Below are 15,044 nucleotides of genomic sequence, written 5' to 3'. Positions count from 1 at the left end.
AGCTGTCTCCTCTCGGCGGGGCGGTGCCGTTCAAAGGGCCTCCAGCGCATCCCTGAGCCTCTTCAGCAGCGCGATGTCGGGGTCGGTGACCGGGGGGAGCCGGGGTGGCGCGGGGGTCCTGGTGCGCCCCGGGACGAGGAGCCCGGCCGCCGCCAGCCGGCGTACGTCCACCAGCGTGTGGAAGGCCGGCCGGCCCAGTTCCCGGGCGATCTCCGGGGCCGTGCGGACGCCGTCCACCCTGCGCAGGACGGCCCGCTGGCGGGGCGTGACCGGCGGGGGCGCGACCGGGTCGGCCCGGATCAGCGGCGCTTCGTCGGTGGCGGGGTCGGGCCAGACGCGGTGCAGCAGGTCGCGGCGGCGCCGGGTCTCGCGTTCGAGGGCGGCGACCGGCACGGCCCGCAGAGGGCTCGCGACGGCCGGGGTGCCGTAGCGGAAGCGGCCCGGGGTGCTGCTGGGGGCGAGCGCGAAGTACCCGGCGTCGTACAGCGCGCCGAGCCGGCACACCTCCAGGGCGCCCCGGGGCAGCAGGCCGGCGGTGAACAGCCGGTGGGTGGCGGCGGCCATGTCCTCGGTCCAGGGCCAGGCCGCCGCGTCGAGCGTGCCGTGGGCCGTGAGGAGCACGTCGAGGCCGGGGGCTAGGGGGCTCTCGGCGTGCACCACGCGGCCCTCGGCCAGGTGCAGGCTGCCGTGCTCGCGGACCAGGACACCGGTGGCCCGCTCCTCGGCGAGCCGTATCAGCATCGGGGACAGCGCGCCGGGCGCCCGTTCGGGTGCGGTCGCCCGGTCCCGGACCGGAAGCGGCGGGGGTGTCCTGACCACGGTCATCCCAGCACCAGCCGCTCGGCCATCTCGCCGAGCCGGATCCGGGCGAGGGCCAGATTGCCGTCCTCACGGGTCAGCCACAGATGCAGGAAGACCGTGGCGTCGAAGGACGTCACCACGAACCGCAGCAGGTGGTAGCTGTCCCGGTTGCTGACGATCAGGTCCTCCACCGGTGGGCTGATCTCGGTGTCGTCGTCCGTGCTGAACGCCCCGTGCTCGGCGGCCAGCCTCGCCAGCTCGGCCGCCTCCGCCGCGGTGGTCTCGTGGTCACCGCCGGGCGCCTCCCCGACCGTGCCCAGGGCCAGTCCGCTGGTCCAGTCGACCAACGCCGCACCCCGCGCACCGGGCAGTCGCATCGCTTCCAGTAAGCACTCGTCGATTCCGGGCACCGTGGCTCCCCTCCCGCCGCCTGGGACTCCGGTTGAGTGACGCCGACACTACGCATCGTGTGCGCGAGGGGTGAGTCGTTTGGCATTTTCCAGTGGAACATGCGGCCGGCAGGCTAGTGTTGGTCAACTGAGCTGCTTTTCGCACCAGTTGATCCCTGTGTCCCAGCCGTCTCAACGGCTCCCTGTTGCGCGCAGGGTGGTGAGCGCGTCGGCGTGCGCCCCTCCGGATTCGGCCACGATCTCCGTGACGGACTGCGGCTCGCGTACGACGGCGAACGCCACGCCCCCGCCGCCGTCCGGCACGAAGCCGTAAACCCCCGGCCTGGCAAGGGAGTTGTAGGAGTAGTGGCTGCCGAAGTAGTACGCCCCGGTGTCCAGCGCCGCCGCGAGGTCGCCCTGCTCCAGCAGCGGCAGCGCGCGCCCCTCGGCGAGCAGGTCGCCCGAGAAACAGGCCGGCCCCGCCACGTCCTGCACCACCGGCGCCCCCTCCTTCGGTCGCCCCTTGCCGTCGTAGGCGGCGATCCTGAGCGGCCAGGCCTCCGGCACGTACACCGTCCGCGGCGCCACCTGCACCCCGGCGTGCGTCACCGCGATCCGCCGGCCGCCGGAACTCTTGACGTACTCCACCCGGGCCAGCACCGTCCCGTGCCGGGCCAGCAGCGACCGCCCGAACTCGGTCACCAGCCCGTACCGCCCGTCGAAGAGTCCCGGCACCACCTCCGCGAGCAGCCGCGCGTACTGCCCGAACGTCGGCTCGGCCGTCTCCGACGTGAAGGTGACCGACAGCCCGCCCCCGATGTCGAGGGTGTCGATCTGTCGCCGCCCGACACGCGCGTTGACCTCCTCGGCCAGCGCGTACGTCTCCGCCACCCCGCGCGCCAGCAGCGACAGCGGGATCCCCTGCGACCCGGTGTGCGCGTGCAGTCGCGTCAGCCACGGCCGCTCCGCGAACGCCCGTACCACCCACTCCCGGGCCCCCTCGTCCCGCAGTCCCACCCCGAACTTCGAGGTCGCGGTGGCCGTCGACGTGGCCTCGATGGTCCCCGCCCCGATCTGCGGGTTGACCCTGATGCCGAGCGGCGAGCGGGTGCCGCCGTCGTCCCGCAGCGCGTCGATCCTGGCCAGCTCCTGCGGGTTGTCCGCGTTCACGGCGACGCCCAGCGCCAGCGCCTCGCGCAGTTCCGCCCCGGTCTTCGCGGGCGCGTCGAACACCGTCCGCGCCACCGGCACCCCGGCCGCCCGCGCCAGCGCCAGTTCGCCCGCGCTGGCCACCTCCGCGCCGAGGCCCTCCTCGGCCAGCAGCCGCACCACCGGCACCAGCGGGTTCGCCTTCACCGCGAAGGCGTGCAGGATCTCCGTCCCCGGCGCCGCCACCGCCGCGAACGCCCGGCGCAGCGCCGCCGCCGACGCGCGGATGCCCGTCACGTCCAGCAGCCCCACGATCGGCGCCTGTGGCCCCAGCAGTCCCTGCTCCACCGCGGCCCGCACGGCGTCGTCCCGCCGTGCCACCCGCCCGCCGTCGTCCTCGCGTCCGTCCACGACGTCCGCCGGCATGTCGTCGTCCACACCCTTAAGACCCATAAGTCCAGCCAAACATCCCGAGTGCGGCCGGTGTCGGCGGACCGATGTATTGACTAGTTCTATTCAGGAAGTCAGGATGTGAATAACGACAGTGCTAAGAGCCCTGATCCGCTGGGAGGCAGACCATGTCAGGACCCCGCCCCGTACGAGCGCCGCGCGGTACGGAACTGAGCGCCCTGGGATGGCAGCAGGAAGCCGCCCTGCGGATGCTCCAGAACAACCTCGACCCCGAGGTCGCCGAGCACCCCGACAAGCTCGTCGTCTACGGCGGCACCGGCAAGGCCGCCCGGGACTGGCGCTCCTTCGACGCCATGGTGCGGACCCTGCGCACCCTCAAGCAGGACGAGACCATGCTGGTCCAGTCCGGCCGCCCGGTCGGCGTCATGCAGACCCACGAGTGGGCCCCGCGCGTGCTCATCGCCAACTCCAACCTCGTCGGCGACTGGGCCAACTGGGAGGAGTTCCGCCGCCTGGAGGCCCTCGGCCTGACCATGTACGGCCAGATGACCGCCGGCTCCTGGATCTACATCGGCACCCAGGGCATCCTCCAGGGCACCTACGAGACCTTCGCCGCCGTCGCCGCGAAGAAGTTCAACGGCACCCTCGCCGGCACGATCACCCTCACCGCCGGCCTCGGCGGCATGGGCGGCGCCCAGCCCCTCGCGGTCACCATGAACGACGGCGTCGCGATCTGCATCGACTGCGACCCGCGTGCCATCGAACGCCGCATCGAGCACCGCTACCTCGACGTGAAGGCCGACAGCCTGGAGCACGCCCTCCAGCTGGCCACCGAGGCCCGGGACGCCCGCCGCCCGCTCTCCATCGGCCTGCTGGGCAACGCCGCCGAGCTGCTGCCGCGGATGCTCGCCGAGGGCGCCCCCATCGACATCGTCACCGACCAGACCTCCGCGCACGACCCGCTGTCCTACCTGCCGGTCGGCGTGGCCTTCGAGGACATGGCCGACGCCGCGGCCAAGGACCCGGCCGGCTTCACCACCCGCGCCCGCGAGTCGATGGCGAAGCACGTCGAGGCCATGGTCGGCTTCCTGGACGCCGGCGCCGAGGTCTTCGACTACGGCAACTCCATCCGCGGCGAGGCGCAGCTCGCGGGCTACGAGCGGGCGTTCGCCTTCCCCGGCTTCGTCCCCGCCTACATCCGCCCGCTCTTCTGCGAGGGCAAGGGCCCCTTCCGCTGGGCCGCCCTGTCCGGCGACCCCGCCGACATCGCCAAGACGGACAAGGCGATCCTCGACCTCTTCCCGGAGAACGAGTCCCTCGCCCGCTGGATCAAGCTGGCCGGTGAGCGGGTCCACTTCCAGGGCCTGCCCGCGCGCATCTGCTGGCTCGGCTACGGCGAGCGGGACAAGGCCGGCGAGCGCTTCAACGACATGGTGGCGAGCGGGGAGCTGGCGGCACCGCTGGCGATCGGCCGCGACCACCTCGACTGCGGCTCCGTGGCCTCCCCCTACCGGGAGACCGAGGCCATGCTGGACGGCTCCGACGCGATCGCCGACTGGCCGCTGCTGAACGCGATGGTGAACGTGGCCTCGGGCGCGTCCTGGGTCTCCCTCCACCACGGCGGCGGGGTCGGCATGGGCCGGTCCATCCACGCCGGCCAGGTCACGGTCGCCGACGGCACGAAGCTCGCCGGTGAGAAGATCCGCCGGGTCCTGACCAACGACCCCGGCATGGGCGTGATCCGGCACGTGGACGCCGGGTACGACATCGCGGAGTCGGTCGCCGACGAGCGGGGCGTGCGGGTGCCGATGCGCGAAGGTGAGTCGGCGTGACGAACGGCGACTCTCCGGCGGGGGCCGGGCTCTCGTCGCCGGATGCGGGTCCGGCGGCGTGGGACGCAGGGGCGCAGGCTGTGCGAAGCGGCCCCTCCTTCCACGAGATGTGGCGTGAGCTGCTCCCCGTCGGCCGGCACGCCGCATCCCGTGGCTACCGGCGGTTCGCCTGGACCGGGGCCGACGCCGAGTGCCGGGCCTGGTTCCAGGAGCAGGCCGAGGCGCGCGGGCTCGTCCACGAGGTCGACCGGAACGGGAACCAGTGGGCCTGGCTCGGGGACCCCACCGCCGGGGACGCCGTCGTCACCGGGTCGCACCTGGACTCCGTGCCGGACGGCGGCGCCTTCGACGGACCCCTCGGTGTCGTGTCCTCCTTCGCCGCGCTCGACGAACTGCGCGCGCGTGGCGTGGAGTTCACCAGGCCCCTCGCCATCGTCAACTTCGGCGACGAGGAGGGCGCCCGGTTCGGGCTCGCCTGCGTCGGCTCACGGCTCACCGCCGGACAGCTCACCGTCGAGCAGGCGCACCGCCTGACCGACGCCGACGGGGTCACGCTGCCCCGCGCCATGGAGGCCGCCGGTCACGACCCCGACGCCATCGGCGCCGACCCCGAGCGGCTCGCCCGCATCGGTGCCTTCGTCGAACTGCACGTGGAGCAGGGCCGGGCGCTGGACCTGTCCGGCGACCGGGTCGGCATCGCCAGCGCCATCTGGCCGCACGGACGCTGGCGGTTCGACTTCCGGGGCGAGGCCAACCACGCGGGCACCACCCGGCTGGCCGACCGGCGCGACCCCATGCTGTCGTACGCCGAGACCGTGCTCGCCGCCCGTCGCGAGGCCGAACTCGCCGGTGCGGTCGCCACCTTCGGCAAGATCGCCGTCGAGCCCAACGGCGTCAACGCCATCCCCTCACTGGTGCGCGGCTGGCTCGACTCCCGCGCCGCCGACCAGGCCACCCTCGACACCGTCGTCGGCGGCATCGAGCAGGCGGCCCGGGAGCACGCGCGGGCCCACGGCATCGACCTCGACGTCGTCCGGGAGTCCTTCACCCCCGTCGTCGAGTTCGACCACGCCCTGCGCGACGAACTCGGCCGCATCCTCGGCAAGGACACCGGTCTCACCGTGCCCGTCCTGGGCACCGGCGCGGGACACGACGCCGGGATCCTCTCCGCGAGCATCCCGACCGCCATGCTGTTCGTACGCAACCCCACCGGCGTCTCGCACTCCCCGGCCGAGTTCGCGGCCGAGGACGACTGCGTGGCCGGGGTGAACGCGCTCGCCGACGTACTGGAAGGGCTGGTCCGCGCGTGACGACACGGACGACGTACTGGTTGGAGTACGCCTGGCTGGACACGAACGTCGAGCCCGGCGTCACCGTGGAGGTGACCGACGGACGGATCACCGCGGTGCGGACCCAGGTGCCCGCCCCGCCGCCCGGCGCCGAGGTGCTGCGCGGCCTCACCCTCCCCGGCCTGGCCAACGCCCACTCGCACGCCTTCCACCGGGCCCTGCGCGGCACCGTCCAGGTCGGCTCCGGGACCTTCTGGACCTGGCGCGAACTCATGTACTCCTTCGCCGACAGGCTGACCCCGGACACCTACCACGCGCTCGCCCGCGCGGTGTACGCCGAGATGGCGCTGGCGGGCGTCGCCTGCGTCGGCGAGTTCCACTACGTCCACCACGCCCCCGGCGGCACCCGCTACACCGACCCCAACGCCATGGGCGAGGCACTGATCGCGGCCGCCGCCGACGCCGGGATCAGGATCACCCTCCTCGACACCGCCTACCTGTCCTCGGGCATCTCGAACCGGCGCGGCGGCGAGCCGCCCAACACCCACCAGCTGCGCTTCTCCGACGGCAGCGCACAGGCCTGGGCCGAACGCTGTTCAGTTCTCAAGGAACGGGATCACGCACGGATCGGAGCGGCGATCCACTCCGTACGGGCGGTGCCCGCCGAGCAGTTGGCGACCGTGGCCGGCTGGGCCGAGGAACGGCGGGCCCCGCTGCACGTGCACCTGTCCGAGCAGACCGCGGAGAACGACGCCTGCCTGGCCGCCCACGGGGTCACCCCCACCCGGCTGCTCGCCGACCACGGCGTCCTCGGCCCGCGCACCACCGGCGTCCACAACACCCACCTCACCGACGAGGACATCGCCCTGCTCGGCGGCAGCGGGACCGGCACCTGCATGTGCCCGACGACCGAACGGGACCTGGCCGACGGCATCGGACCCGCCGTCGCCCTCCAGCGCGCGGGCTCACCGCTCTCCCTCGGCTCCGACAGCCACGCCGTCATCGACCTGCTCGAAGAGGCGCGCGCGATGGAGCTGAACGAGCGGCTGCGCACCCGCACCCGGGGCCACTGGACGGCCGCCGCACTGCTGCGCGCCGCCTCCGCCGACGGCCACGCCGCCCTCGGCTGGGACGACGCCGGCGCCATCGGGACCGGCATGCTCGCCGACCTGACGACGATCGCCCTCGACTCGGTCAGAACGGCAGGGCCGCTGCCCCGACTGGGCGCCGAGACCGCCGTATTCGCCGCGACCGCGGCGGACGTACGGCACACGGTCGTCGCGGGCCGCCACGTCGTACGCGACGGCGCGCACACGCTCGTACCGGACGTGCCGACAGCACTCGCGGACGCGATCGACGCCCTCCGCGCCTGACGACCCTCCACGAGGACACCATGAGCAGCAGCACCGCCATCACCAACATCGCCACGCTGGTCACCAACGACCCCTCCCTCGGTGACAACTCCCCTCTCGGTCTGGTCCAGGACGCGGCCGTCGTCATCGAAGGCGACCGTGTCGTGTGGACCGGTGAATCCAGCAAAGCACCCGCCACTGACAACCGGGTCGACGCGGACGGCCGGGCGGTGCTGCCGGGCTTCGTGGACTCCCACTCCCACCTGGTCTTCGCGGGCGACCGCACCCAGGAGTTCAACGCCCGGATGTCCGGCCGCCCGTACACCGCGGGCGGCATCCGCACCACGGTCGCGGCGACCCGGGCGGCGACGGACGAGGCGCTGGAGCACAACCTCACCCGTCACCTCGCCGAGGCGCTCCGCCAGGGCACCACGACCTTCGAGACCAAGTCGGGCTACGGCCTGACGGTCGAGGACGAGGCGAGGGCCCTGCGCATCGCGGCCGCCCACACCGACGAGGTCACCTACCTCGGCGCGCACATCGTCCCCCCGGACCACGCGGACGACCCGGCCGCCTACGTCTCCCTCGTCACCGGCGAGATGCTGGACGCCTGCGCCCCGTACGCCCGCTGGATCGACGTCTTCTGCGAGAGGGGTGCCTTCGACGGCGACCAGGCCCGCGCGATCCTCACGGCCGGCCGGGCGAAGGGCCTGACCCCGCGCGTCCACGCCAACCAGCTCTCCTACGGCCCCGGCGTCCAGCTGGCCGTGGAACTGGACGCGGCGAGCGCCGACCACTGCACCCACCTGACGGACGCGGACGTCGACGCCCTCGCCCAGGGCCGGACCGTCGCCACCCTGCTCCCCGGAGCCGAGTTCTCCACCCGGGCCGAGTGGCCCGACGCCCGCCGACTCCTCGACGCGGGCGTGACCGTCGCCCTCTCCACCGACTGCAACCCCGGCTCGTCCTACACCTCCTCCGTCCCCTTCTGCATCGCCCTGGCCGTCCGCGACATGCGCATGACCCCCGACGAGGCGGTCTGGTCGGCCACGGCGGGCGGCGCGGCGGCCCTGCGCCGCGACGACGTCGGCCGCCTCGCCCCCGGCGCCCGCGCCGACCTCCTCCTCCTCGACGCCCCCAGCCACGTCCACCTCGCCTACCGCCCGGGCGTCCCGCTGGTCGGGGCGGTGTGGCGGCGGGGCGTGCGGGTCGTCGGCTGAGCCGGGCGGCCCCTGCCCGGTCGCGGTCGTCGGGGGCGCCGTCAGTGAGGCAGGGTGACGAGCCCCGCCTCGTAGGCGGTGATGACCAGCTGGACCCGGTCCCGGGCGCCCAGTTTGGCGAGCAGTCGTGAGACGTGCGACTTGGCGGTGGCCACCGTGATGAAGAGGTCCTCGGCTATCTCGCTGTTCGACCGGCCGCGTCCGACCAGGGTCAGCACTTCCCGTTCCCGCTCGGTGATGCCCTCGACCCGCCGTACGGAGCGCTCCGGGACAGCCGCGGGCCGCTGCCCGACGAGGTCCGCGATCAGACGGCGCGTCACCCCCGGCGCGAGCAGCGCGTCACCGGAGGCGACGACCCGGATCGCCGCGACGATGTCGTCCAGCGCCATGTCCTTGACCACGAAGCCGCTCGCGCCGGCCCGGAGCGCGCCGTGGACATGGTCGTCCTCGTCGAAGGTGGTCAGGACGAGGACGCGGGTGGTCGCCGGACCGGCCGTGATCAGGCGGGTGGCCTCGATCCCGTCCATATCGGGCATCCGGATGTCCATGACCACGACATCGGGGTCGATGTCCCTGACCAGTCGCACGGCCTCGGCTCCGGTGCCGGCTTCACCGACGACCTCCAGATCGGGTTGCTCGGACAGGATCACGCGCAGACCGGACCGGACCAGCGGCTGGTCGTCGGCGAGCACCACACGGACGCTCACGGGGCCTCCACCGGCACACCGGCGGGCGCGGGCAGCGGCAGCCGGGCCACCACCCGGAAACCGCCCTCGGGACGCGGCCCGGCGCTGAGACGGCCGCCCAGCAGGCCGGCCCGCTCCCGCATCCCGACCAGACCGAAGCCGTGGCCCGAGCCGTCCCCGCACGCGCCACGCCCGTCGTCGACGACCTCCACGGTCAGCTCCTCGTCCCCGTAGCCGATGGCCACCCGGCAACGCCCGGTGCGCGCGTGCCGGACCACGTTGGTCAGCGCCTCCTGCACGATGCGGTAGGCGGACAGGTCGATGTCGGCCGGCACAGGCCGCTGCTCCCCGGTGCGGCGCACGTCCACGCGCACGCCCGCACCCGCGGTCGCCGCAGCCAGCCGATCGAGGTCCGCCAACCCTGGCGACGGTGAGCGTGGTGACTGCTCCGAGCCGGTCGCGTCCCGGTCGGCCTGACGCAGTGACACCAGTGTGCGGCGAAGACCCGACAGGGTCTCTCTGCTGGTGGCCTCGATGACGCGCAGGGCCTCGCGCGCCTCGGCCGGCTGCGTCCGGATGACCCGGCTGCCCACACCGGCCTGGATCGCGATGATGCCGATGCTGTGCGCGACCATGTCGTGCAACTCCCGCGCGATCCTGAGCCGTTCGGCGGTCACCGCCTCGGCGGCCGCCTGCGCCCGCAGCGCCACCGCGTGCTGCCGGCGCTCGTGGCTCAACAGACCGGCCATGCATGACGCGGCCAGCATCAGCAGGGCGATCAGGCCGTTGACGGCCAGGCCGTCCCCGTGTGAAAAGCCGCCGATCGCAAGCAGTTGCACCGTGCAGGACACGACGACGGCGACAGCCGCAGCACGCCGTGCGGACGTGGCGACGATGACACCGAGGACGAGATCCACCGCCAGATACGACAGGAACTGGCCCTGGTACGACGCCGCCCGGCTCTCCTGTACGGAACCCGGCGGGCCCACCACCACGGCGGTGGATCCGAACAGCGCCATGGCCAGAGCCGCCGACGGCGTCCGTCGCACCAAGCCCGCGAGCAGGCTCACCGCCAGCAGCGCCCCGACGCCATGGACCGTGCCCGACGCCCGCGGCGCGGCTCCCACCAGCAGACCCACCATGAGGAGGTAGGAGGCGGCCCCGGACCAGGCAACGGCCCTCGTGGGCAACGAAACGGTCGTCTTGGGGTTCACGCCGGGAGACTAACCGGGCCACCGGCAGCGCGGCATCAGCCCGGGGACGTACGCCCACGGGCCGACCGGATCGCACGATTGCCGCCCACGGCCCCATGCCCGGACGGCCTCCGCACGGCAGCGTGGACGCCGTGATCGAAGTCAGCGAACTCACCAAGCGCTACGCAAACAGGACGGTCGTCGACCATCTGTCCTTCACTGTGCGGCCGGGCCAGGTCACCGGGTTCCTCGGCCCCAACGGAGCCGGCAAGTCCACCACCCTGCGGATGATCCTCGGCCTGGACGCGCCCACCACCGGCGCCGCCACCGTCAGCGGAGTCCCGTTCCACAGCCACCCACGTGGCCTGCGGCACATCGGTGCCCTCCTCGACGCCGGACAGGTCCACGGCGGACGCAGCGCTGCGGCCCACCTGTCCGCTCTCGCCCGCAGCAACGGCATCCCGCAGCGCCGGGTGAGCGAGGTGCTTCACGAGGTGGGGCTGGCCGCGGTGGCGAACCGCCGCATCAGCGGGTTCTCCCTCGGCATGAAGCAGCGCCTCGGCATCGCCACCGCCCTGCTCGGCGACCCACCCGTGCTCGTGTTCGACGAGCCGGTCAACGGCATGGACCCGGAGGGCGTCCTCTGGGTCCGCCGGCTCTTCCGGCGCCTGGCCGCCGAGGGACGCACGGTCTTCCTCTCCAGTCACCTGATGTCAGAGCTGGAGAACACCGCAGACCAACTGGTGGTCATCGGCCGGGGCCGCCTCATCGCCGCCGAGTCGGTACGGGACTTCGCCGCCCGCGGCGCCCCGGGCAGCGTGCTCGTGGAGACCCCCCGGGCCGCCGAACTCGCGGCTGTGCTGGCGGCGGTGGGCGCCTCGGTCACGTCGGAGGGCGCGACGGGCGTCGGGAGGCTCGTCGTGACCGGGCTCCCGGCCGACCGCGTCGGAGCGCTCGCCTTCGAGAACGGGATCCAGCTGCACGAGCTGAACACCCGTACCGCCTCCCTGGAGGCGACCTTCATGGAACTCACCGCCGACAGCACCGAACACCAGGCAGGCCAGCCCCGATGACCACGCCCACCGCCGTCCCCGCGACTACTCCCGGCACAGCGCCCCCCGCCCGCTTCCGCGACCTGCTCGCCGCCGAGTGGATCAAGACAGGGTCACTGCGGTCCACACCGTGGACGATCGCACTCACCCTCCTGTTCGTCGTCGGGTCCACCGCCGTGGCCACGCTGGCGGACCGGTCGGCGCCCTCCGGCCCGGCTGGTTTCCGGCCCTACGACGCGTACCCGCCGGCCGGCTACTGGACGTTGATCCTCGTCGCCGCCACCATGGGCGCCCTCACTGTGGTGAGCGAGTACAGCAGTGGCCTGATCCGCACCACCACCGTGGCCGTACCGGCCCGCGGTTCGGTCGTGCTGGCCAAGGCGGCCGTCACCGCCGCACTGTGGACCGCGGTCGGCACGGCCGCCGCCACCGGTTCCTTCCTGCTCTCCCAGGCCCTCCTGGACAGGCACCACGCCGGCGTCGCGATCACCTACCCCGGGGCGTTCCGGGCGGTGGTGGCATCCGCGTTGCTGGCTCCGGTCTGCGCTCTGGTCGGTCTGGGCCTCGGCGTTCTGCTCCGGCATGCCGCCGCCACCGTGGTCGTCGGCGTCTTCACGCTGGTGATGCTGCCTCCGATGTTCTCGGAGACCAGCCGCTGGTCGGCGGACATCAGACACGCGCTGGTGTCGGCAGCCTGGAATCGTTTGATCCGACCCTGGGGACCGGAGCCCGCGTCCTTGGGCTACACCGCCACCGTCCCCGGCTCGTGGCTCGTGTACGCGCTCTGGCCACTGCTCACGGTCACCCTCGCCGTTGTCGTCGTGCGCCGCCGCGACGTGTGAGCGCGCCGCCACCTCCGTCCTGTGGTGCGTGCTCGGTGTCAGTCGCCGTACTGAGGACTGTGCCAGCGCTGGGCCGTGCTGTCGTCCGCCGGGGCGAGGGTGAGGCGGTCGTCTCCGTTCGGGGTGAGGGCCGTGCCGATGGCGATGGCCGGGTGGATCGTGCCGTCCGGGTCGACGGTGAAGCGGAGGTTGGCGCCGTGGTCGCCGTCCACCGAGGAGCACTGCCAGATGCTGACGCCGTTGTTGACCGAGCCGCGGCTGTCCAGGCAGAAGTCGGGATCCGCGGCGGACTGCACGACACCTCGGCCGGTGTCCACCCGCCAGCGCTGGGAGGCGGCGCCGGAGCAGGAGGCGGTGACGACGTCGGTGCCGTTGTCGAAGTCGGCGTCGCGCACGTCCAGGCAGCGGCCGGTGGCGGCGTTCACGACCTGGGCGTAGGCGCCACCTGGCGGCTTCGCGGCGGGCGAGGGGGACCGGGACGCGGGCGTGGCGGACGCGGATCGCGTCGGGGCCGGGCTGGGGGACGGACGGGCGGGCGCGGGGGAGACGGGCGCGGGGGAGACGGTCGCCGTCACCGTCACCCGCGGGGTCGCGGCGGGCGGGGTCGCGGCCACCGGATCCCGGGGGTGCGCGGCCGGACGGTCGAGGAGCAGGAGCAGCAGCGGCACGAGGGCCACGCCCAGGGCTGCCGAGGTGAGCAGCAGCCGGCGGCGGGACGGCCGCCGCCGCCCGCCCCGAGGCCCGGGCTCGGCGGGCGGCGCCGAGGCGACGTGCCGGCGTGCGTACGCCGTACCGCCCCACGGCAGCAGCCCCTCCGCCAGCGCCTCGCGCGGGGTGTCGCGGAGCGCGACGACGTCCTCGAACGCCGCCGTGCAGTGCGGGCAGTGGGTCATGTGGGCGTGCAGGTCGGCGCTGTGGCGGGGGTTCTCCGGACGGACCGCCTCCTCGATGAGACGGCGGAAGTCGGCGCAGCGCGGGTCGTCGGAGGCGGCCAGCCGGACGCGGAGGCACGCCTGCGCCAACGACTGGAGGGCGGGCGGGACGCCGTACCGGACGTCCTCGGGGGTCAGGCCGAGGTGGGCGGCGGTTTGGGCGGTGGGCTCCTGGTCCAGCACGCCGTACCAGAGCAGGCCCTGGGAGCGCGACGGGAGCGTCTGGAACGCCGTGAGCAGCGGCGGGGTGGGCGGCCCGGAAGCGCCCGTGGAGTTCAGGACCAGCAGCAGGGCGGGATCCAGGGCGGCGGCGCGTTCGTCGTGCGCCCAGGCGGCGGCCAGCCGTGCGGTCAGCAGGAGCAGATGGTGGCGCAGGGGTACGACCGGCTCGGCGCCGCGGGCGATGTCGCGGGCGGCGCCGGTGAAGGTCTCCGCGGTGAGCCGGCGGGCCGCCGCGTCGCCGGTCGTGCAGCACAGGGCGTACGCGAGGACTGCTGGGTGATGGCGGGAGCGGAGTTCCTGGAGGGCCGGATAGGCGGTGGCGGTGGGGCTGCGCAGGAGTTCGGTCAGGCGCGCGTCCGGTGGAGCAGGGTCGCCTGGTGTCATGCCTCACCCCTCGGTGCCGCGTCCCTTCCTGACGTACCGGCCAGTCTGGAGGGTGCGCGGGGGCAGTGGGGCGCCTTTGCCGAAAGTGCCGCACGTGCGGTACGTGCGGTACGTGCCACGCGTGCGGAGAGCGCCCGCAGCCCGCAGCCCGCAGCCCGCGGCCGTGGTCGGCCGGCGGACGGGCGGGCGGGCGTCGGGGCGGGCGGGCGTCGGTCCTACTCCTCCAGCGTCAGCGCCTTGCGCAGCCGGACCAGCGTCCGGGACAGCAGCCGGGACACGTGCATCTGGGAGATGCCGAGTTCCTCGCCGATCTCCGACTGGGTCAGGCCCGCCACGAAGCGCAGCGAGAGGATCCTGCGGTCCCGGGAGGGGAGCTCGGCGATCAGCGGCTTGAGGGACTCGATGTACTCGATGCCCTCCAGGCCGTGGTCCTCGTACCCGATCCGGTCCGCCAGCGCGCCCTCGGAGTCGTCCTCGTCGGGCTGCGCGTCCAGGGAGGAGGCGGTGTACGCGTTGGCGGCCGCCATGCCCTCGACCACCTCTTCCTTCGAGATGCCGAGGCGTTCCGCGAGTTCCGCGACGGTGGGGGAGCGGTCCAGCTTCTGGGCCAGTTCGTCGCCCGCCTTGGCCAGGTCGAGCCGCAGTTCCTGGAGGCGGCGCGGGACCCGTACCGACCACGACGTGTCGCGGAAGAAGCGCTTGATCTCGCCGATGATCGTCGGCATCGCGAAGGTGGGGAACTCGACGCCGCGGGACAGTTCGAAGCGGTCGATCGCCTTGATCAGGCCGATCGTGCCGACCTGGATGATGTCCTCCATCGGTTCGCTGCGGGTGCGGAACCGGGAGGCGGCGAACTTGACCAGCGCGAGGTTCAGTTCGACGAGCGTGTTGCGCACGTACGAGTACTCGTACGTGCCTTCCTCCAGCGACTCCAGCCGCTCGAAGAGGGTCTTGGACAACGCGCGCGCGTCGACCGCGTCGACCTCGTCGTAAGGGGGGATCTCGGGCAGGTCCGCGATCAGTCCCTCGATGGCATCCAGTTGTTCCGGTGGGGGTGTCGACGTCGCCGTCCGGGTATGCGAGGCGTCGAGCCGGGGTGACATGGTGTCCTCCATCGTTCTCGGCATATGGCTGCCGAAGCCGTACGTGCACTGCGGTGTGCGGCGCCTCCAAAGCCGGCCGTGTCGGTTCAGGTGTCGGTACTAGCCCTACCCGCTCCGTCGAGCCGATCGCAAGTCCGTTCTATTGTGATTTGTCCAGTTAGGGGGGGTTGTTCGGGTGTCGGAGTCC

Annotated in this window: 13 protein-coding genes; 6 read left to right on the top strand and 7 right to left on the bottom strand. The window is 73.2% G+C overall.

The features are described from left to right. Positions 1 to 30: 30 nt before the first annotated feature. From ACZ3KP_RS14180 to ACZ3KP_RS14170, 3 genes are all read right to left on the bottom strand, one after another. Complete coding sequence (locus tag ACZ3KP_RS14180) at positions 31 to 825, bottom strand: transcriptional regulator (protein WP_467499398.1); 795 nt, start codon at positions 823 to 825, stop codon at positions 31 to 33. Further along, entirely contained in the window at positions 822 to 1,211 is a 390-nt protein-coding gene (locus ACZ3KP_RS14175; RefSeq protein ID WP_358977185.1) for a hypothetical protein, read from the bottom strand. Before ACZ3KP_RS14175 ends, ACZ3KP_RS14180 begins: the two co-directional genes overlap by 4 nt. Before the next feature lie 171 nt (positions 1,212 to 1,382). Further along, complete coding sequence (locus ACZ3KP_RS14170; RefSeq protein WP_467500255.1) at positions 1,383 to 2,765, bottom strand: type III PLP-dependent enzyme domain-containing protein; 1,383 nt, start codon at positions 2,763 to 2,765, stop codon at positions 1,383 to 1,385. Between the two features lie 152 nt (positions 2,766 to 2,917). Here ACZ3KP_RS14170 and hutU point away from each other — a divergent pair, with 152 nt between their 5' ends. The 4 genes from hutU (at position 2,918) to hutI (ending at position 8,443) form a co-directional block, all read left to right on the top strand. Further along, positions 2,918 to 4,582 (top strand): urocanate hydratase, encoded by a 1,665-nt coding sequence (gene hutU, locus ACZ3KP_RS14165; RefSeq protein WP_467499396.1) that lies wholly within the window; start codon positions 2,918 to 2,920, stop codon positions 4,580 to 4,582. A gap of 107 nt (positions 4,583 to 4,689) precedes the next feature. Further along, positions 4,690 to 5,892, top strand: coding sequence for an allantoate amidohydrolase (locus ACZ3KP_RS14160; RefSeq protein ID WP_467500253.1), 1,203 nt, complete (start codon positions 4,690 to 4,692; stop codon positions 5,890 to 5,892). Beyond that, on the top strand, positions 5,889 to 7,244 hold the full coding sequence (locus ACZ3KP_RS14155; RefSeq protein ID WP_467499394.1) for a formimidoylglutamate deiminase: 1,356 nt from the start codon (positions 5,889 to 5,891) through the stop codon (positions 7,242 to 7,244). Before ACZ3KP_RS14160 ends, ACZ3KP_RS14155 begins: the two co-directional genes overlap by 4 nt. 20 nt (positions 7,245 to 7,264) lie before the next feature. Then, on the top strand, positions 7,265 to 8,443 hold the full coding sequence (hutI, locus tag ACZ3KP_RS14150; protein WP_467499393.1) for an imidazolonepropionase: 1,179 nt from the start codon (positions 7,265 to 7,267) through the stop codon (positions 8,441 to 8,443). A 41-nt stretch (positions 8,444 to 8,484) separates the two neighbouring features. On the opposite strand, the gene ACZ3KP_RS14145 is transcribed toward hutI, so the two are convergent. Both ACZ3KP_RS14145 and ACZ3KP_RS14140 read right to left on the bottom strand, forming a co-directional pair. Next, on the bottom strand, positions 8,485 to 9,150 hold the full coding sequence (locus ACZ3KP_RS14145; protein ID WP_467499391.1) for a response regulator: 666 nt from the start codon (positions 9,148 to 9,150) through the stop codon (positions 8,485 to 8,487). Next, positions 9,147 to 10,343 (bottom strand): sensor histidine kinase, encoded by a 1,197-nt coding sequence (locus ACZ3KP_RS14140; RefSeq protein WP_467499389.1) that lies wholly within the window; start codon positions 10,341 to 10,343, stop codon positions 9,147 to 9,149. The genes ACZ3KP_RS14145 and ACZ3KP_RS14140 overlap by 4 nt, the downstream gene beginning before the upstream one ends. Positions 10,344 to 10,474: 131 nt before the next feature. Here ACZ3KP_RS14140 and ACZ3KP_RS14135 point away from each other — a divergent pair, with 131 nt between their 5' ends. Together ACZ3KP_RS14135 and ACZ3KP_RS14130 are read left to right on the top strand one after the other, a co-directional pair. Continuing rightward, positions 10,475 to 11,395 carry an ATP-binding cassette domain-containing protein gene (locus ACZ3KP_RS14135; protein ID WP_467499387.1) on the top strand — a complete coding sequence of 307 codons (921 nt, stop codon included), beginning with the start codon at positions 10,475 to 10,477 and terminating at the stop codon, positions 11,393 to 11,395. Then, positions 11,392 to 12,216, top strand: a complete 825-nt coding sequence (locus ACZ3KP_RS14130; RefSeq protein WP_467499385.1) for an ABC transporter permease — start codon at positions 11,392 to 11,394, stop codon at positions 12,214 to 12,216. The genes ACZ3KP_RS14135 and ACZ3KP_RS14130 overlap by 4 nt, the downstream gene beginning before the upstream one ends. 38 nt (positions 12,217 to 12,254) lie before the next feature. On the opposite strand, the gene ACZ3KP_RS14125 is transcribed toward ACZ3KP_RS14130, so the two are convergent. Further along, positions 12,255 to 13,754, bottom strand: a complete 1,500-nt coding sequence (locus ACZ3KP_RS14125; RefSeq protein ID WP_467499383.1) for a ricin-type beta-trefoil lectin domain protein — start codon at positions 13,752 to 13,754, stop codon at positions 12,255 to 12,257. 215 nt (positions 13,755 to 13,969) lie between these two features. Continuing rightward, positions 13,970 to 14,857, bottom strand: coding sequence for an RNA polymerase sigma factor SigF (locus ACZ3KP_RS14120; RefSeq protein WP_467499381.1), 888 nt, complete (start codon positions 14,855 to 14,857; stop codon positions 13,970 to 13,972). Between the last annotated feature and the right edge of the window lie 187 nt (positions 14,858 to 15,044).

Source organism: Streptomyces sp. NPDC020958 (genome assembly GCF_055562175.1).
The sequence above is the reverse complement of the archived record's forward strand: the minus strand, read 5'-3'. Positions and strand labels throughout refer to the sequence as shown.